Source organism: Bacillus sp. FSL W7-1354 (assembly GCF_038002405.1).
Lineage (GTDB): Bacteria > Bacillota > Bacilli > Bacillales > Bacillaceae > Bacillus > Bacillus paralicheniformis.
Genome location: NZ_JBBOCL010000001.1, coordinates 3,207,781 through 3,226,469, shown reverse-complemented (window position 1 = coordinate 3,226,469; position 18,689 = coordinate 3,207,781). Strand labels below are relative to the sequence as shown.

The following is an 18,689-nucleotide window of genomic DNA, read 5'->3' as shown; positions in this document are numbered from 1 at the left end:
ATAATAGTTATAATTTCCCTCATAATCCATTTTGATCAGAAAAGATTTTATTTTCTGAAAATAAATGACAGCAAGACAATAACAAAATCAGGTGAATGCTATGCGGACAAACGTTTTAAAGTATCGGGTTCATATTTTATTTATTGTATTATGTTTGATCGGCGGGACGACATGGGCTTTTCAAAAAGCCGGGTTGAGTGACAGCCTTCCATTTTGGTCCGCGGGCATGCGGTTTATGATCGCAAGCATTTTGATCGCGGCGTTTCTTTTGATACGAAGGCAGTTTGTGCTGTCAAAGGAACTGCTGGTGCTGTCGTTTTTGAACGGCATCATGTATTTTTCCGTTCCATTTGGATCTGTTTATTGGGCCTCTCTTTATTTGCCGAGCGGGTTGGTATCTATATTAGCAGCTAGCATTTCAGTCTTTGCCCTGATGATCAACCGCCTTGTCAAAGGGACACCGGCGACGAAATTGCAGAAATGGGGCATTTGCCTTGCGTTGCTCGGCATTACAATCGTGTTTGGCAATCAGCTGTTGATCAAAGTCGATGTTATTGAAATCGTCGCCATGATTGTGATTTTGTGTGCGATGTTTGGCTCGGCTTTTATTCAAATCAAAGTACAGCAGAGAATTCGTTCGCTTCCGATCTTGAGCTTTAACTCCCTTTCGATGCTGAGCGGCGGAGCGGTATTGCTCATCAGCAGCCTCATCTTTGAAAGCGGGACAAGAACGTTTTCCGGCGTGAGCCTTTATGCGCTGCTTTATTTAGCGGTTGTCGGCTCGATATTGGGTTTTTGGATCAACATTTATCTGCTTAAAAAATGGCACATCTCAAAAGCGACTTCCCACTTGTTTATCTCCCCCGTCATTGCGCTTTATATCGGATTTCTGTTTCTGGATGAAAAACTGAATGCGAATATTTATTTAGGAACGCTGTTTGTCATATTCGGTGTGATGTTCATCAACTTAAAAAAAGAAGAGAGGATCGCGAAAATTGACGATACGAAACAAAAACTTGGCCATCATTTGTCAAAATAAGCACTTGCCGTTTATTTTTGAAGAAGCTGAGCATTTAGGATTGAAGGTCACGTTCTTTTACAATTCAGCCGAAGATTTCCCGGGCAATCTTCCGGCTGTGGAACGCTGTGTGCCGCTGCCGTTATTTGAAGATGAAGAAGAGGCGCTGGAAATCGTCAAACAGACATTTGTCGAATTTCCGTTTGACGGCGTTATGACACTGTTTGAGCCGGCATTGCCTTTCACGGCAAAAGCCGCTGAAGCTTTGAATCTGCCGGGGCTTTCTTTCACAACAATGGAAAACTGCCGCAATAAAAATAAAACCCGCAGCATCCTTCAGCAAAACGGCCTGAATACGCCGGTTTTCCACGAGTTCCATACGCTCGCTGATCTCGAAGACAGGAAACTGACTTATCCATTAGTTGTTAAGCCGGTCAACGGCTTTTCAAGCCAGGGCGTCGTCCGTGTTGATGATTGGAAGGAGCTTGAGGAGGCCGTCAGGAAAGTCGAGGCTGTTAACGAGACGGACCTTAATCGATTCGTACACGGCAAAACGGGCATCATAGCCGAGCAATTTATCGATGGGCCGGAATTTGTGATTGAAACGCTGTCGATTCAAGGAAACGTACATGTTCTTTCGATTGGATACAAAGGGAACAGCAAAGGTCCGTTTTTTGAAGAAGGCGTCTATATTGCTCCGGCTCAATTGAAAGAAGAGACGCGCCTTGCGATTGTTAAGGAAGTGACAGGAGCCGTTTCAGCGCTGGGCATTCATCAGGGGCCGGCTCATACGGAGCTGAGGCTGGACAAGGTCGGAACACCTTATGTTATCGAGGTGGGCGCCAGAATCGGCGGTTCAGGGGTTTCGCATTACATCGTCAAAGAGAGCACGGGCATCAATTTTATGCAGCTTGTCTTGCAAAACGCAATAAAGCCGCTGGAGAGCAGCGAGTTTAAAGAAGAGATCCGGCCTGAAAGGACAGCCGGCAATTATATCATTCCTGTACAAGGCTCCGGCACTTTTGAAAAAATCGACGGACTGGAGGAAGTCAAACAGAGGCCGGAGGTAAAGCGGGTGTTTCAATTTATTAGAAAAGGCGCGAAAATTCTGCCGTACCCGCATTTTTCCGGTTATCCCGGATTTATATTCACAAGCCATCATTCATATGAAGAATGCGCAGCTTTCTACCGGGAACTGGATGATGAGCTTCATATCATATATCAAAATAATTTGACGGGTACAATAGGAGGTTAAGATGATCTCGACTAAAGTGCAGGAAGAACAAGCCGTGATGATTGTCCATACGCTCGGTCCCAAAGGCACGAACTGCGAAAAAGCCGGCCTGCTTTGGCTCAAAAACAAAGGGGTCCGCGGGGAAGTCAGGCTTTATGAAACGTTGGAAGAAGCGCTCCCTCATGTTAAATCGACAGAAAATTCAGTTCTTTTAGGCTGTGCCGTTTACCCGTTTTTGCATCAAATTGTATTCGAGAATCTCGCTGACTTAAAGATCATAGACAGTTTTGTGATGCCGACATACAACATGGTTTTTGCCGCAAAACAGCACACGATGGCATCTGACATTCAAACCGTCGCTTCACACCCTGCTCCCGCCCATCTGGCGAAGCTGTTCAGCAGTCAAGTCCAATTTGTCACCAGCAATGCACAAGCGGCCCTGGCCTGCGCTTCAAACGCGGCTGACGGCTGTATCACGACGATTAAAGCAGCTGATGAACACCGTTTGAAAGTCATTCAAGATTTTGGAGAAGTGCCGATGTGTTTTACGATCCACGGGCTTAAATCAATCGAAGGAGGAAGCCGATGACGACATTGACAGGGGACATTGTAAACTTGGTCAACGAGCAGATTGTACCGAACATTCATGAATTACAGACGTACCAAAATGATAAAGGACAGATTACAGAGCGTCACGAAAGGGCGGAACAGCTTCTGCTGCAATTGATAGAAGACGCTGGAACCATTTATGAAGCGGTTCACCTAACGGCTGCAAAAGAGGCGTTTAAACAGGACGTCTTGGATTGGATCGGACGCGGATTAGAGGAGACGCCGTATTTTGACCGGTTATTGACGGCTTACCGGGCTCCGAATGATCAGGAGACGACCTTTTTTGCGGCGCCGATCGTGACGCCTAATGGGCCACATGCGAAAGGCTGTTATTTTGAAGCCTTTTTGGCCGTTCGTGAAGAACCTGCCATGATGAGGCCGATAGAAGAAGAGCTGCCCCATCCTGAAAACGGCTGCCAATCCCTCAAGCTTCTCGCCGGAACAAAGGGGTTCACGGAAGAAAAATGCATCGTATTCTTCCCGGAAAATGTGAAAACAAAAGAGAACATTACATCACAGACATTCGCGATTTTCTATTTTAATAAGTTTTATCACATTTACCATGAGGATACGCTGAAAAGAGCGAGGGCCATTTTTGAACATGCGCCTTTCAAGTCGGCTCAGCTTTCCCCCGACCGCACATATGAAGCAAGGGTGCTGTGGGGCTACCTTCATGACTATTTTCATCATTGCGGAAAAAAACCTTTTCACCTGCATATTCAGGCGAAAATGAATTTTTTCGCAGGCATTTTAGAAGAAGTCAAGGTCGATTGCCAAGCGATCCTCACTTTGTGGGAGCGGCAATATGACGGCTGGGAGGAAATAATCGAATTTGTTTTGTATGAACGGCTGCTGCGCTATCCAAGCCAGCATAATGCAACGCGGAATTTTGATTCCGGGACAGGCTATTTTCTGTTCAGCTGGATCATTGAAAACGGCCATTCCATTCAAAGAGGAGAAGAGAAACCCGTGTCGCTTGATCTTTCCCGATGCATGGACGATTTAAAAAAGCTTGTGGCTGAAATCGAACAGCTGGAAGAGATCGAGGATGACTCGGCATACAAAGAGGCGGCGGAACGCTATGTCAGACAATACCTGCCTCCCGGGCGCGAAGGCGAGCGGTTCAGCGTTCCGGAACAATATTTCATTGACGAGATCAATAAGAAAATCGAAACCGCCCGTCTTCGGTTTGAGCGGGAGAGACTGGAAGCGTGAAGCCGGCATTAAGCAAAATCGGAGAGAAAATGAATGAGAAGACAGGGGTCAGGGCTGTGATGAACGATATTCAGGAAGTCCTAGCCGGCGGAGATCGGTCATACATTAATTTAAGTGCGGGCAATCCAATGATATTGCCCGGCGTGTCAGCCATGTGGAAGTCGGCTCTTGCCAATCTGCTCGACGATGACAGGTTTTCTTCGGTAATCGGCCAATACGGATCGAGCTATGGAACCGATGAACTGATTGAAAGTGTTGTCCGCTTCTTTTCAGAGCGGTATCGCGCCGACATTCGAAAAGAGAATGTGCTGATTACAGCCGGAAGCCAGCAGCTGTTTTTTCTGGCGATTAATTCGTTTTGCGGAATGGGAAGCGGGTCTGTGATGAAAAAAGCCTTGATTCCGATGCTTCCCGACTATTCAGGATACAGCGGAGCGGCGTTGGAGCAGGAGATGATTGAGGGGATACCTCCTCTCATTTCGGTATTGGATGATCATACGTTTCGATATGAGCTCGACCGTGAGGCGTTTTTAGAGAGGATGAGGACCGATCCGTGCATTGGCGCTGTCTTGCTTTCACGGCCGAACAATCCTTGCGGAAACATCCTGCCTGGCGAACATGTAGCATTCATTTCTGACGCCTGCCGAGAAGCGAATGTTCCGCTGTTCATTGATTCCGCATATGCTCCGCCTTTTCCGGCGATTCATTTTATCGACATGGAACCGATTTTCAACGATCAGATTATCCACTGTATGAGCCTTTCAAAAGCAGGTCTGCCTGGTGAAAGGATCGGAATCGCCATCGGGCCGTCCCGGTATATTCAGGCAATGGAAGCATTCCAGTCTAATGCGGCGATCCATTCTTCGAGGCTGGGGCAGTATATGGCGGCATCTGTTTTGAATGACGGGCGCCTCGCCGACGTGTCGCTAAATGAAGTCAGGCCGTATTACCGCAATAAATTCAAGCTGCTTAAGGATACGCTTTTAGGCAAGATGCCTGAAGACATCAAATGGTATTTGCATCAAGGGGAAGGGGCGCTTTTCGGATGGCTGTGGTTTGAAGACCTGCCGGTGACTGATGCGGCGCTGTATGAGTATATGAAAGCCGACGGAGTCATCATCGTTCCCGGCTCATCTTTCTTTCACCACCAATCCCGCCCCATGGCGCATTCGCACCAGTGTATACGAATCAGCCTAACCGCGGCGGATGAAGATATCATAAGGGGAATCGATATTTTAGCTAAAATTGTGAAGGATGTATATGAGAAGCAGGTTGAATACTTATAAAAAAACAGGGGCTAGAAGCAAGCCCCTGTTTTATTCGTCAATCTTTCCGCCGCCATTGGCCTTTCTTTTTCTTCGCCTGGCGGTTGTCAAAATCAGAATAACCGCTGCCGCTATGATCACGATCAGGATGGCAATGTACATCACATGTTGCTGATTGCTTTCCTGTTTATCATCCGTCTTGGTTTCAGCTGATTTTGCTGTTAGCTGCTGATGGTTTGTAAACAGCTGATGGCTGTCCGTTTCATTAACGACGGTTGCTGCGAAGTCATTGCTGTTTAAAAAGTTGATCATTTCTTTTGTGACAGCTGTGCCTTGCCCTTTAAACGGCGCGAAAACAGCCATCGAGTAATTTGAATCCCAAAGCGATGTTTGAGTAAACGCGATTTGTTTCGTCGTTTCATTCAGCATTTGAAAAGATGACACATCAAATGCCCCGTTTTTCGCCGTCGGAACAGCCAATTCGGATGTTTTTTCCTTCAGCAGAGAGAATTGATCGACACTTCCGATGAAGATGATGTTTCTTCCTTTCATGTCATCCGGTTTGACTTCAGCGGATGTTTTCACTGTGAATGCCTGCCTGGCTTCGCTGCCGAAGGAGCCGACCACAAGTGAAAGTTCATGAAGCTTTGACTGATCCGCCTTGTCGGGCAGGATCATCAGCGTTTTGTTGTCCTGATCTCCCGCGTAGGGAAGCGGCCACTCTTGAAAATCGGCTGAAGCTGACGTGTCGCTGACATGGTAAGACAATGCACTCTGTTTATCGATGAAAATCCACTTGTCACCGTTCCCCGCATAGCAGGGGTTGTTCTCTTTCAACCCTGAAGTGGCAAATTGAATATCGATGTAACGGTTTTTTTGCAAAAGTTTCGGATCGACTTTTAAAGAAACATGGTAAAAGCCGTTTTTGTCTTCTTTTCCTAAATCGTCAAGTCCGACGGAATGAGGCTGACCATTGATCATGACCTTCAGCTCCGCCTGTTCCGCAGCTAAGTCGCTTTGACGGGCCTGCTTTTGAATCGTCTCCGATTTTTTCATCGTAAGCGAAAGCTTTGCAGGTTGATTCTTGTCTAATAGCGCCGGTGCGGGGTAATAAAAATGCTCGGAAGATGTCTGTCCGGACCCGATTGTCAAATCCCCCGTCCCGAAATCCTCGAGTGTCAGCTTGCCGCCTTCCCGTTTATTATGCTGCTGAAGTTTGCCGATTGCCAGCGTGTCGCCGCTGAGCTGGGCGGCATACGTTTTGTCGGTAATGACGCTGATCTTTTCAGAAAGAACATCATCAGATGATGCAGCTGCAAACAATACAGGCTGTTGCTTATCCTTTGCTTTGAGCATCCGTTCCGCAACCAAAAGCTTGTCTTCTTTTGCTTCGAGCTTTGCTTGTTTCAACAGCTTTTTCACTTTGCCGCTCCAGTGATGCTGGACGCCGATCACAATCGTTGGCCTGTCGATTTTCGCCAGGTCAGATTCACCAAAGATCTTCGTGCTGATGCTATTGTCAACCGTTTTGAGGTAGGCTTCTGTTTTAACTGCAGCTTCGATTTCAGCCGAACTTGGATGGTCCGGAATGACGATTGCCGTTTTTTCCACGGAGCTGCCGGACTGGGCGAACGGATAAGGATAATGTTCGAGCGCCACTCCTTTAGATTCGTTCTTTTCCCCGATATTCAGACGGCTGTCCGGGTAAATTTTGATCCAGTTCCCGGAAGAGTCCTGTCTGACGCAGACGCCTTCATGAACCACACCGTAGAACTTCAGTGATAGGCTGTGAAACCCTGGAGACGACTGGCTTTTGTTTAGTGCGAGTTTCAGCGTTTTCTTCCCGGCATTCCCTGCAAGCTTAACCGTTTTGACCGGTTCGCCATCAATCTCGGCTGTTAAAGAAGACGGTGAAATTAAAAGGTCTGAGGCCTCGTATTCAAGTGTGAGCTGCTGATGGGCAGAGGAGGCGCCCGCTGGAATTTGATACGTCAACTCGGCGCTGTCTTTTGCCCCGTACAAGGTTAAGAGATCGTTTGTAAGAACTTGCTGTTTGGCTTGTTCCCGGCTGTTTTTCCCGAGGATCGAGCCGTCTACTGTAACGTCTTTGGCAGCTGCAGCTTGTCCCGTCGCCGTGATCAGCATAAGGCTTGCCAGACATATGATGATATATTTCAAAAAAGTCACCCGCTTTTCTTTTGATTGTATCGTTCTGTTTTGTACCATTTAACCTCTTGCTTGAACAGGCGATGCTTGATTTCGACGAATAAAGAATAAATCACGAGCGCAATCCAAGCCTGCGAGTATGTAAAGTACATCAGAAAAACGATGAAAAAGTTCTGCCTGTTCATTTCTGTTTTTTCGATGCTCAGTGTAATCATGACCTCCGTCATAAATAGAAAGAAAGCCAAAACCCATAAGATGATAGACAAAAAACCGAATGAAAGATGCAGATTATAAAATAAATTGATCACAAAAAGCGCATTTGACATGATGACGCCAAAGAAAAACAAAAAATACGTAAAAAAGAAGTAAAACAAATCAAAAATAATCCGTTTCCTCTTCAGCTTGAAAAATTGAGCCAAAAATTTCAGGACGACATACTGGTTGCCGCGCGCCCATCTTGTCCGTTGACGCCACCAGACTTTCCACGTTTCCGGCTCCTGTTCCCAAGTGACGGCCGCCGGGAAGAAGCGGATGTGGTAGCCGAGGTTGTAGACCCGGATCGTAAGCTCGGTATCCTCCGCGAGCGCCTGATCGTCCCAGCCGCCCAGCTGTTCGATAATGCTTCTCCTGATGGCGAAATTGGTGCCGGGGATCGTGGCGATTTTGAACCATTTCCATCTCCCGCCCTGTGCCATCCATTGGAAACAAATCGTTTCGATGTTGATAAATTTTGTGAGCAATGTTTTCGCCGCATTGATGACGCGGAATTTTCCCACCACTGCTCCGGCTTTCTGATCATTCATGAGCCCGAGGACAAGGTAATAAACAGCCATTTTTTCGGGCGTGTTGTCGGCGTCATACACACAAATGACATCTCCGCTTGATTCGGCAAAACCGCAATTGAGCGCCGTCGATTTTCCCTTTCCGGCATGCGGAGGTTTGGTCACGACCATTTTAATAAAGTCGTATTGTCTGGAAAACTCATCTACAATGTCGCCCGTCCGGTCAGATGAATTGTCGTTGATGACGATAATCTCCAGCCGGTCCTTCGGATAATAGAGATTCACCATTGCCTTCAGCGTCTGCCTAATCACGACCTCTTCGTTATGCGCAGGAATCAGAACGCTGACCTTCGGGAGATCCTTCACGTTCTCTTTCCACTTCGGCATGTTCCGTTCGAAGGTCATATAGTGGCGGAATCCGCCCTGCATCAGAAACATGTGATACAGAAGCATGACCCATATTAAGCTTAAAGAGACTAGGAACAGAACATTACCCACGGTTTTTTCTCTCCTTAAAGATTCGTTTTTTTAATGTGGCTCTCAAGTAAAGGGTATAGCTCACAAACATGACAACAAACAAGAGCACAATGAGAGAGAGAATCCAAAGCGCCTTTTCCAGCGGGCTTTGCTGGTGATGATCGAAAAACGTCTCAATGGCGCTGACTTTGCTTTTAACTTGAATCGTTCCATCTCCGCTTGTGTGAATTTCCACTTTATCTGTTTTAACGGTTTGCTTTGTCTTTTTAATATCGAGCCATTCGCTGTTCGGAATGCGTTCCATTTGATCAACCAGCTCAGGGAGATATTTCATTCCAAGATAAGGATGATAAAATGCGCCGGCTACTCCGCCTTCAAAATCGATCATTTGAGAGATGCGTTCCTCGACTTTGCCGAGCGGATTTTGATCCGATTGATCAACATAGCCGATGGTCTCAGGATAGAGCGTCATCCCATGGAGTATTGCCGGTTTGGTAACAAAAGGCCCGGCGCCTGACGTTTTCCATGTTGTATCGCTAAGCTGAACCTGGCCTAACAAGCTTGTAAAATACTGTGAGGCGATCTGATAGCCGTGCTCTGACATCGTATAGTGCGGCGCTTCAAACGCGAGCGGATACAGTCCTTCTGCGGTGAGATCTTCAATAGCGTTCGTCAGCTTCTGCCGCGTGTACGTTTCCTCATTTTTTCTGAACGGCTTCAAATAGTTTTGATATGCTTCTTCATTCGGAAAGTTCTGTTCCTTTTGCAAAAGGGTCGCGGGCTCTTTCGCATTTTGCGATGTGATCGGCTGATCGGCTTTAGCATCCCAAAACTCGAATCCTTCACCGGTTTCGCTGTAGCGGTATGTATGGGTATACCCGTGAACAATTACACTGCCGCCCATATCCTGCAGCTTTCTCAGCACGTTGACAAGCTTCGGCTTTTCAGACATATAGACTTTGTCGCCCGTTTCAGGATTGACATATACCGGAATCACAGAAAGGATAAAAGGAATATTTCGTTTATGCAGATAAGCCCCGGCTTGGAGCAGCAGTTTTTCATCCGACATTGGGCTGATATCCTCAAGCCGCAAATATAACAGCGTGCTGTCCGGGGTTTCACCAAATGCCTGTCTGAGCTGCTTAGCGGCGAGGAGGTTGTTGTTGAGCAAATCGGTTAAACCGATGTACACGTTACTTTTGCCGGTTTTCCATGCGAATGGGCGAGCTTTTCCGTCGTCAGCTTTGTATGTGTACAACGCTTTTCCCTTCAAGCCTGATACCTCAAGGACACGAATTCCGCTTTCTAAAGAGGTATCGTGTTCCTCATTTGTGCTGCGAATCTGATACACATTGTCTTCGCTTTTCAGCGAAAGATCTGCAAATTGGCTGAACTGCCCGGCGTTAAAGCCGATCGCTGTCACAGGTTTTTGGAAGGAGCTGATCAGCTGCGCGAGCTTTTTGTTCAGCTTTCTTTTCGTTTGTCCGTAATAGATGACGCGGTCTTTTCCTGCCAGATCCGCAGCTTTGACATCCGCATCATTTACAACGGTCACATGGGATGTAAAATGGCCGGCGATAAGGTCGAGCATTTTCACATCGGCTGATTTTTTGCCGTCCAATGTTGAATAGATGATGAGAATGCCGCGCTCCTGCTGCTTTGCCCCGGCGGTGTCCGGAACATGAAAAACCGCAGCCAGGATAAGGACAGCCGCGCATAGAAGTAATATCCGCTTACAGTTCATTCATCATCATCTCGTTTTCTAGTTCTTCTAAAAATTGCTCAGCAGTCTTTAAATCGTTTTGATATGATAAGTGGCACACGTGGAAGGTCAAGGTGACATACTTGCCGTTTTTCAGCTGGTATGTGTTCAGCTGTTTCTTCAGTTTTTCAAGGACGGCAGGCATATGCTCAGCAGGCGTGTGTGTCAGCAGGATGCCAAACCGCTCTTCGGCAGGCCGGAATTTTTTATCCGTTTCCCGGACACATGATCTGATTTGACTGCTGACAAATTGAAAGAGACGGTCGGTTTCTTTTTCTCCGTACAGGGATTTGAACTCTTTGAAATAATGCATTTGCAGCAGTAAAAAAACAAATGAGTTGCCATACCGCTCTGCCCGCTTGATTTCTTCCGAGAGCTCCAGCTTCATCCTCTGTTTATTATCAAAGCCTGTCACCCTGTCAATTGCAACGAAGCTATTGATCTCGTCTTGAAGGTGTTTGACAGAGCGGTGAAGTCCGATCGCGATGTCATGGATTCTCCCTGACATGAAGGAGAACAGCAAAAGCGCTATTCCCCAGATGACGAGGGTTTGCAATTCCGTTTCAGACGAAGCGTCTGTGTGAAGAAACATCATCAAAGTTCCGAGAACAAACAGGACGATGATCGTCCCAGCCAGTGCGTAAATCGATCCGAGCCATATTCCCGCTGCGATGATGGCAAGTGTGATGCAAATGATGAGAATGGATTCGGACTGCGGGGCTGAGACATAATGGATGAACAACGCAAGAGCTGCTGCTATTCCCGTCATATAAGCGAACATTTTTTGCGAATCATTGAATGATATTTTCATTTAAAAGCTTCCTTTCGGCTAATAGGGGCAGCAGGTTATCAAAAGAATGCGTATCATTTCCGCTCATATATCCCCCATAATACGTCTCAGACGAATCAAGAATTTCAAAATCATTCATTCGATCATACAGCGCTTTGATGACGTCTTGATCTTCGTTTTGGTTGATGAAAAATAATATCGCCAAAGCGTAGACGGATGGAGATTCGTATTGAACCGCCGGCTTTTTTGTATCGATCGAGTACCGGCCATACAGTTTGCCGCCGGTTTGAAACGTCTGTTTGAGCCAATCCGCTAATACAGCGGCTTTTTGATCCTTCGGCGGTAAATGCCAAGCTGTGTAAAGCTGATCAATGAGATTGACTTCATGGTCATAGGTGTATGCTTTCGTTTCTGTACTGTACACTTTCGGGAGAAAACCGTTTTTCAAAGGGGCGCGGTAAAGAATGTTGGCGTTCCGCCTTTCGGTATCCTTATCTATCACTCCGTTTTTTTTCAAGACGGATAGCGCATCTGGCATGATATAGGAAAGCGTGATATCCTTTGATGCGGATTGAGAGGCGGAGTCGTAAAAGTCCGTCAATATCCCGTTGTTCATGTTGTGCGTTTTTAATGCGGAACCGATGTTCAGAGCGGTTTGTTTATACTCGCTGTTTCCCCATAGAGCTGCCGCTTGATCGAGGCTCACTATGATTCTGAGATCATCGATCAAGGCGTTTACCCCGCTTGCCTGGCCGTTTTGGATTTGCCATGAGACCAGGTTGTTTTTCATCAGGAAGGATTCGGTCAGGTGCTGATATTGCTCATGAAAATGCTCGCCGTCTTTTTTACTGATCAAAAATTCCATCCACAAGCCAAGCGATTCCGACAAGTAAACAGGCTGGTCAGAAAAGCTGGTTTTAATCAGTCCCTGATCGCTCATTAAATGATGGTAAACGAAGTGTTCGGCAGGCTGCAGCGCTTCATCATTTTTGTCATCATCTGACTGATCTTCAGCTTTGATACAACCGACGGCCAGACTGGCCGATAAAAAGCACAGGATCATACCAATCCATATATACCTCACGGGTGCTTTCACGATAGATCACCCCGAATGTTTTTTTTGAGAATAATTTTGACTTACTTATTATAAATGAAAAAATGGAGATTGCTAGATTTTTTTGATCTTTTTGGACTATCCAAAAAGAGGACGTAAGTCCAATAATAAAATGTTTTTCCATCAATAGAAGGATTTTCGTATTGATTTTCATAAAAAAATACCAAAAGAAATAAACGGAGGACGTGAATGGATAGCCTGTGTGAGACCAGAGCACCAGAAAAAATCTTGGTGAGGTATTGATTCAGCTATGAGATGAAAACGTGTTTTACCGGCGGACAAGCGCAGCTGAAGAACTGACAGCAGAAAAAGATGTATATATAAAGGATAAAGATATGATATGAACACATGTAGTGGCGCATGGGCCGGCATACTGGCCGTCTTTTTGGAATTCAGCTGGATAAGAAGGAGCATGAACCTATATAATATGGGTTAAAGCGTTACTAAAGGGGAGGAACGTGATGGACAAGGAAAAACAGCAATTGAGCATTGAAGCTGCGAGGCTCTATTATCAGTCTGACTACAGCCAGCAGCAAATCGCCGAACAGCTGCAGATTTCAAGACCGACGGTATCAAGGCTGCTGCAGTTCGCCAAGGAAAAGGGGTATGTCCAAATCCGCGTCATGGATCCGTTTGAAGATATGGATGCGCTCGGTACGATGCTTGAGGAAAAATACGGGCTCCTGGAAGCACATGTTGTTTTTTCACCGACCGCGGATTATACGACCATCACGCATTATCTCAGCCGCTTCGGAGCTGAATACATGCACGGCGCAGTCAAGGACGGCGACATTGTCGGCGTCAGCTGGGGAACGACAATGTACCAAATCGCCCAAAATATGCAGCTCAAACAGGTGAAGGGCGCAGAGGTCGTACAACTGAAAGGCGGAATCAGCCACTCAAGTGTCAACACCTATTCGTCTGAAACGATTCAGCTGTTTGCCGAAGCCTTTCAAACGATGCCGAGGTATCTACCGCTTCCGGTCGTGTTTGACAATCCGGAAGTTAAACAGATGGTAGAGCGGGACAGGCACATTAAGCGGATCATAGAAATGGGCAAACAGGCGAACATTGCGTTATTTACAGTCGGCACAGTCCGTGATGAAGCCCTGCTGTTCAGGCTGGGGTATTTTCATGATGAGGAAAAAGCCCTTCTGAAAGAACGTGGAGTCGGCGATATTTGTTCGCGCTTTTTTGATGCGGAGGGAAACATTTGCAGCCATGCTATCGACTCGCGGACGATCGGCATTGAATTGGCTGACTTGAGGGAAAAAGAACGGTCGATTCTCGTAGCGGGCGGCAGCCGGAAAAAAGCCGCTATTCATGGTGCACTAAAAGGCAAATATGCCAATGTGCTGATTATTGATCAGCATACGGCGAAAGAACTGCTAGAACTGCTAGATGATTAAAGTGTCCAGGAAGAACAGCCTGGATTTTACTTTATTTTCTATTGAACAAAATTTCATATGGTAATTTACATTTGTTCAAAAATCGGTTATGCTGAAACTATCTTATATAAAGGAAGTGCTAGTATATGACGATTGCAAATCTCATTGATCATACAGCATTGAAACCGCATACACAAAAATCCGAGATTGAAAAATTAATAGAAGAAGCGAAAACGCACCAATTCGCTTCAGTTTGCGTCAACCCGACATGGGTTGAATTCGCCGCCAAAGAGCTGAAAGGAACGGAAATCGATGTTTGCACAGTCATCGGTTTTCCGCTGGGCGCCAACACGACAGAAACAAAAGCGTTTGAAACGAAGGACGCGATCGCAAAAGGCGCGACAGAGGTGGACATGGTCATCAACATCGCCGCTTTAAAAGACGGAGACGATGACTTTGTCGAGGCGGACATCCGCGGAGTCGTTGAAACCGCAAAAGGTAAAGCGCTTGTTAAAGTCATCATTGAAACGTGTCTGTTGACAGACGAGGAAAAAGAGCGGGCTTGCCGCTTGGCTGTTGCTGCCGGTGCCGACTTTGTCAAAACTTCAACCGGGTTCTCAACCGGCGGAGCGACAGCGGAAGATATTGCCCTCATGCGGAAAACAGTCGGACCCGACATCGGTGTCAAAGCATCCGGAGGCATTCGAACAAAAGAGGACGTTGAAAGCATGATCTCAGCCGGAGCGACCCGGATCGGTGCAAGCGCAGGCGTTTCCATCGTCAGCGGAGCAGAAGGGAAAAATGAAGATAACTACTAAGATCCAGTGCGGCGGGAAGCGAAAGCTTCCTGCGCACAGATACAAAAATGTAAGCGAATACATCCCCAGGAGGATCAAAACATGAAATATCTTATCGGGCTCATCGGTTTATTTGTCGTCTTAGGGCTTGCATGGCTGGTCAGCAGCGGAAAAAAAAGAGTGAAGTACCGTCCGGTTATCATCATGATCGTGCTGCAATTTGCATTGGGATATGTTTTGCTGAACACGGGCGTCGGAAACTATCTCGTCGGCGGGTTTGCCAAAGGCTTCGGGTATTTGCTTGAATATGCCGCAGAAGGTGTAAATTTTGTCTTTGGCGGGCTGGTGAATGTGAATGAATCCACATTCTTCATCAGCGTGCTGCTCCCGATTGTTTTTATCTCTGCTTTAATCGGTATTTTGCAATATTGGAGAATCCTTCCGTTTATTATAAAATATATTGGTCTTGCGCTTAGCAAAATCAACGGGATGGGCAAACTTGAGTCATACAATGCCGTGGCCTCGGCGATACTGGGGCAATCTGAAGTATTCATTTCGTTAAAAAAGCAGCTGGGCCTGTTGCCTAAGCACAGACTTTACACGCTGTGCGCTTCAGCGATGTCAACTGTCTCGATGTCTATCGTCGGCGCCTATATGACGATGCTGAAGCCAGAATACGTTGTCACCGCGCTCGTATTGAACTTATTCGGCGGATTTATTATCGCTTCGATTATCAATCCTTATGAAGTCGATCGAGAACATGATATGGTAGAGGTACAGGAAGAGGAAAAACAATCCTTCTTTGAAATGCTGGGCGAATATATTATGGACGGCTTTAAAGTCGCCGTCGTCGTGGCCGCTATGCTGATCGGATTTGTCGCGATCATCGCAATGATTAACGGCATTTTCAGCGCCGCACTAGGCATATCATTCCAGGAACTGCTCGGGTTTATTTTTGCGCCGTTTGCCTTCCTGATGGGTATTCCATGGCATGAAGCGGTGAATGCTGGAAGTATCATGGCAACCAAGATGGTCTCAAATGAATTTGTCGCGATGCAGTCTCTCGCACAAGGCAGCTTCCATTTCAGCGGCCGCACCGAAGCGATTGTTTCTGTCTTCCTCGTCTCATTTGCCAATTTCTCATCGATCGGAATTATCGCCGGCGCTGTTAAAGGACTGAATGAGAAACAAGGAAACGTCGTCGCACGCTTTGGCTTGAAATTGCTGTATGGCGCAACGCTCGTCAGTTTCTTGACAGCGACCGTTGTAGGATTGATCTATTGATAAACATTGAAAAAAGGACTGGTGATCACAATGAGAATGGTTGATATCATCACTAAAAAACAAAATGGAGAAGAATTGACAACAGAAGAAATTAAATTTTTCATTAAAGGCTACACAGACGGCAGCATTCCTGACTATCAGGCGAGCGCTCTGGCGATGGCCATCTATTTTCAGGACATGACGGACAGAGAACGGGCCGATCTCACGATGGCGATGGTCAACTCAGGCGAAACGATCGATCTTTCCGCGATTGAAGGCATCAAAGTCGACAAACACTCAACAGGAGGCGTCGGCGACACGACGACGCTCGTACTTGCACCGCTTGTTGCGGCTCTCGACGTCCCGGTCGCCAAAATGTCGGGCCGCGGCCTTGGACACACAGGGGGAACAATTGACAAGCTCGAAGCGATCAAAGGGTTTCACGTGGAACTTTCTAAAGACGAATTCATCGAACTTGTCAACCGCGACAAGGTTGCCGTCATCGGCCAAAGCGGAAACTTGACGCCAGCTGACAAAAAACTGTACGCCCTTCGCGATGTGACAGGCACGGTCAATTCGATCCCGCTGATTGCCAGCTCGATTATGAGCAAGAAAATCGCCGCGGGGGCGGACGCGATTGTCCTTGACGTCAAAACAGGCGCCGGCGCCTTTATGAAAACGGATGAAGACGCCGTCAACCTTGCAAAAGCGATGGTCCGCATCGGAAACAATGTCGGCCGCCAAACGATGGCTGTCATCTCCGACATGTCCCAGCCGCTGGGGTTTGCCATCGGAAATGCCCTTGAGGTGAAAGAGGCGATCGATACATTAAAAGGGGAAGGTCCGGAAGACTTGACTGAGCTTGTCTTAACATTGGGCAGCCAAATGGTCGTTCTTGCCAAAAAGGCAGAGAGCCTTGACGAAGCAAGAGAGAAACTGATCGATGTAATGAAAAACGGAAAAGCACTGCAAAAATTCAAGGATTTCCTTCAGAACCAAGGCGGCGACAGTTCTGTCGCGGATAACCCTGAAAAGCTGCCTCAGGCTGCCTACAAAATCGACATTCCTGCCAAAGAAGCGGGCGTCGTGTCTGAAATCGTCGCCGATCAAATCGGCGTCGCGGCCATGCTGCTGGGCGCTGGCCGCGCAACAAAAGAAGACAAAATCGACCTCGCCGTCGGTATCATGCTTCGCAAAAAAGTCGGCGACGCAGTCGAAAAAGGCGAACCATTGGTTACCCTATACGCAAACCGCGAAAATGTCGATGACGTCATCGCAAAAGTCTACGACAACATTCAAATCGCTGAAAAAGCCGAAGCGCCGAAGCTCGTGCATACGGTGATTACGGAATAGAAGAACATGCAGAAACAGCACATACCCTTGGGTGTGTGCTGTTTTTATGGGCTTTTTTTCTCATTTACCTATTTTAATCTTTCTTGTAGCATGAATACGTCTTAGGTGTCATCTTTTTACATGGACGGAAAGGTATAGATAAATAGGAGGTTTTTTTAAACGTGGCCAAACGTATTCTAGTATCTTCTGGTATTAGTGTTTTAATCTTTATCCTTATAGGTATATGCTCATTTATCCTATACGCCATACTGTCGCATTTTTACATGCAATCTTTTGTGACAGGCGAACCTTCCCAGGATGAAGCGCTGGGATGGGGGTATTTGGGTTTGTTGTTTATTTCATTCATATTGGCAATTTTGACAGGCATAATTGGCGGAATCATTTCCTTTTGTATATATTTCAAAAAATTCAAGAAATGGAGCAGTTAAAAGGGAACCGCCGGAAAATCCGGCGGTTTTTAAAAACGGATATTTTGAGAAAACCTTGGGTGTGTGCTGTTTGTTTAATGGCAAGATTTGAAGAAGGTCATTTGAACTAAGCACCTGATGCTATTTCAAAGAACATTGTGAGAAGCTTGAATGGATCAATTCAAGAAAATCCAAGAAAACCAAGTCCATTATCCTATTTACCTATTTTGGATGATATTGTAATATGAAAAAGGTCTGATTTATAAGAACGTTGGATTCAATCGGAGAGCAACAATATACCTAACCGAAATACTGTGGAATAAGCGAATAGTAACGTGCAGACGTTTATTTTCTGAAAAACGAGGTGAACCCGATATGTCAAACCATGCTGCTAAAATCGCTTCTTTGGAAAAAGATATTTCTTCTTTATCTCACAATATAAAGGATACACAAAGCAAATTCGCTGAACTGAAAAAAGCAAAAACAGCTATTACCGGTGAACTTCACACCCTTTCAAACAATGCCAATCTCATCAATCAGCCAGATATTACTTCGCATATATGGAACGGTAGACATACAAATCAATTTATCAATATAAGATCAAATATTGCACACAGCTATCAAAATATACAGAGAGAAACAGATGGTCTGATTTCACATATTGAGCAAGAGATTGAAAATCTTGAAATGCAAATCTCTAATATGGAGATGTTTCTAAGTATACAAAAACAACAGCTTACAGATATAAAAAAACAAGTCAATCATTGAGGTGAAAGAATGGCAGAAATAAAGGTAAAAGCAGAAGAAGTCAAAACGGCGTTTTCAAGCCTTCAGACAAAAATCAGCGCACTTTCGATAGCAGGTTCAAAAGCCGATATCACTAATTCTTCAATGGATGTAGTGAACAAAATAAAAAAAATCGAAAAGGAATACGAGCAGCTATTAAAAAAATACAAGGAGGCGCTATCTTCAGTTGAAAAGGACGCATGGTCAAACATTAAAGTCCTGATTGATACTGATAAAAACATCTCTCAAAAAATGAAATAAGG

Annotated in this window: 16 protein-coding genes; 11 read left to right on the top strand and 5 right to left on the bottom strand. The window is 46.0% G+C overall.

The annotated features are described in order from the left end of the window. The first annotated feature begins 100 nt into the window (after positions 1–100). The 5 genes from MKZ04_RS16370 to MKZ04_RS16350 are packed head-to-tail and all read left to right on the top strand — an operon-like array spanning position 101 to position 5,362. Positions 101–1,039 (top strand): DMT family transporter, encoded by a 939-nt coding sequence (locus tag MKZ04_RS16370; protein WP_020453537.1) that lies wholly within the window; start codon positions 101–103, stop codon positions 1,037–1,039. Continuing rightward, the gene (locus MKZ04_RS16365) at positions 996–2,273 is read left to right on the top strand and encodes an ATP-grasp domain-containing protein (protein ID WP_035338063.1); all 1,278 of its coding nucleotides are present in this window, start codon (positions 996–998) and stop codon (positions 2,271–2,273) included. Before MKZ04_RS16370 ends, MKZ04_RS16365 begins: the two co-directional genes overlap by 44 nt. A 1-nt stretch (position 2,274) precedes the next feature. After that, positions 2,275–2,841 (top strand): prephenate dehydratase domain-containing protein, encoded by a 567-nt coding sequence (locus MKZ04_RS16360; protein WP_020453535.1) that lies wholly within the window; start codon positions 2,275–2,277, stop codon positions 2,839–2,841. Beyond that, the gene (locus MKZ04_RS16355) at positions 2,838–4,076 is read left to right on the top strand and encodes a DUF6421 family protein (RefSeq protein WP_043054515.1); all 1,239 of its coding nucleotides are present in this window, start codon (positions 2,838–2,840) and stop codon (positions 4,074–4,076) included. The genes MKZ04_RS16360 and MKZ04_RS16355 overlap by 4 nt, the downstream gene beginning before the upstream one ends. Further along, complete coding sequence (locus tag MKZ04_RS16350; RefSeq protein ID WP_341046362.1) at positions 4,073–5,362, top strand: valine--pyruvate transaminase; 1,290 nt, start codon at positions 4,073–4,075, stop codon at positions 5,360–5,362. Before MKZ04_RS16355 ends, MKZ04_RS16350 begins: the two co-directional genes overlap by 4 nt. 30 nt (positions 5,363–5,392) lie before the next feature. Here MKZ04_RS16350 and MKZ04_RS16345 read toward each other — a convergent pair whose 3' ends face one another. From MKZ04_RS16345 to MKZ04_RS16325, 5 genes are read right to left on the bottom strand one after another with little or no spacing between them, the layout of a single operon-like run. After that, positions 5,393–7,519, bottom strand: coding sequence for a cellulose biosynthesis cyclic di-GMP-binding regulatory protein BcsB (locus tag MKZ04_RS16345; RefSeq protein WP_128822215.1), 2,127 nt, complete (start codon positions 7,517–7,519; stop codon positions 5,393–5,395). 5 nt (positions 7,520–7,524) lie between these two features. Next, a complete protein-coding gene (locus MKZ04_RS16340) occupies positions 7,525–8,787 on the bottom strand; it encodes a glycosyltransferase family 2 protein (protein WP_106071159.1) in 1,263 nt (420 codons plus the stop codon). Next, positions 8,780–10,510, bottom strand: coding sequence for a DUF2334 domain-containing protein (locus MKZ04_RS16335; protein WP_145654623.1), 1,731 nt, complete (start codon positions 10,508–10,510; stop codon positions 8,780–8,782). Before MKZ04_RS16335 ends, MKZ04_RS16340 begins: the two co-directional genes overlap by 8 nt. Then, on the bottom strand, positions 10,500–11,339 hold the full coding sequence (locus MKZ04_RS16330) for a diguanylate cyclase domain-containing protein (RefSeq protein ID WP_025810544.1): 840 nt from the start codon (positions 11,337–11,339) through the stop codon (positions 10,500–10,502). Before MKZ04_RS16330 ends, MKZ04_RS16335 begins: the two co-directional genes overlap by 11 nt. Continuing rightward, positions 11,320–12,381 (bottom strand): lipoprotein YdaJ, encoded by a 1,062-nt coding sequence (locus MKZ04_RS16325; RefSeq protein ID WP_410553425.1) that lies wholly within the window; start codon positions 12,379–12,381, stop codon positions 11,320–11,322. The genes MKZ04_RS16330 and MKZ04_RS16325 overlap by 20 nt, the downstream gene beginning before the upstream one ends. A 512-nt stretch (positions 12,382–12,893) precedes the next feature. Here MKZ04_RS16325 and MKZ04_RS16320 point away from each other — a divergent pair. The 6 genes from MKZ04_RS16320 to MKZ04_RS16295 all read left to right on the top strand — a co-directional run bounded on the left by MKZ04_RS16320 (position 12,894) and on the right by MKZ04_RS16295 (position 18,687). After that, entirely contained in the window at positions 12,894–13,841 is a 948-nt protein-coding gene (locus MKZ04_RS16320; RefSeq protein ID WP_341046357.1) for a sugar-binding transcriptional regulator, read from the top strand. Between the two features lie 125 nt (positions 13,842–13,966). After that, a complete protein-coding gene (gene deoC, locus MKZ04_RS16315) occupies positions 13,967–14,638 on the top strand; it encodes a deoxyribose-phosphate aldolase (protein WP_341046355.1) in 672 nt (223 codons plus the stop codon). Positions 14,639–14,719: 81 nt separating this feature from the next. Further along, the gene (locus tag MKZ04_RS16310) at positions 14,720–15,901 is read left to right on the top strand and encodes a NupC/NupG family nucleoside CNT transporter (RefSeq protein WP_023856885.1); all 1,182 of its coding nucleotides are present in this window, start codon (positions 14,720–14,722) and stop codon (positions 15,899–15,901) included. A 30-nt stretch (positions 15,902–15,931) separates the two neighbouring features. Beyond that, positions 15,932–17,233: a pyrimidine-nucleoside phosphorylase gene (locus MKZ04_RS16305; RefSeq protein ID WP_341046353.1), complete on the top strand. Its 1,302-nt coding sequence runs from the start codon at positions 15,932–15,934 to the stop codon at positions 17,231–17,233. Between the two features lie 782 nt (positions 17,234–18,015). Further along, a complete protein-coding gene (locus MKZ04_RS16300; RefSeq protein ID WP_341046351.1) occupies positions 18,016–18,408 on the top strand; it encodes a DUF5082 domain-containing protein in 393 nt (130 codons plus the stop codon). Positions 18,409–18,417: 9 nt separating this feature from the next. Further along, positions 18,418–18,687, top strand: coding sequence for a YwqI/YxiC family protein (locus MKZ04_RS16295; RefSeq protein WP_020453522.1), 270 nt, complete (start codon positions 18,418–18,420; stop codon positions 18,685–18,687). Positions 18,688–18,689 lie beyond the last annotated feature (2 nt).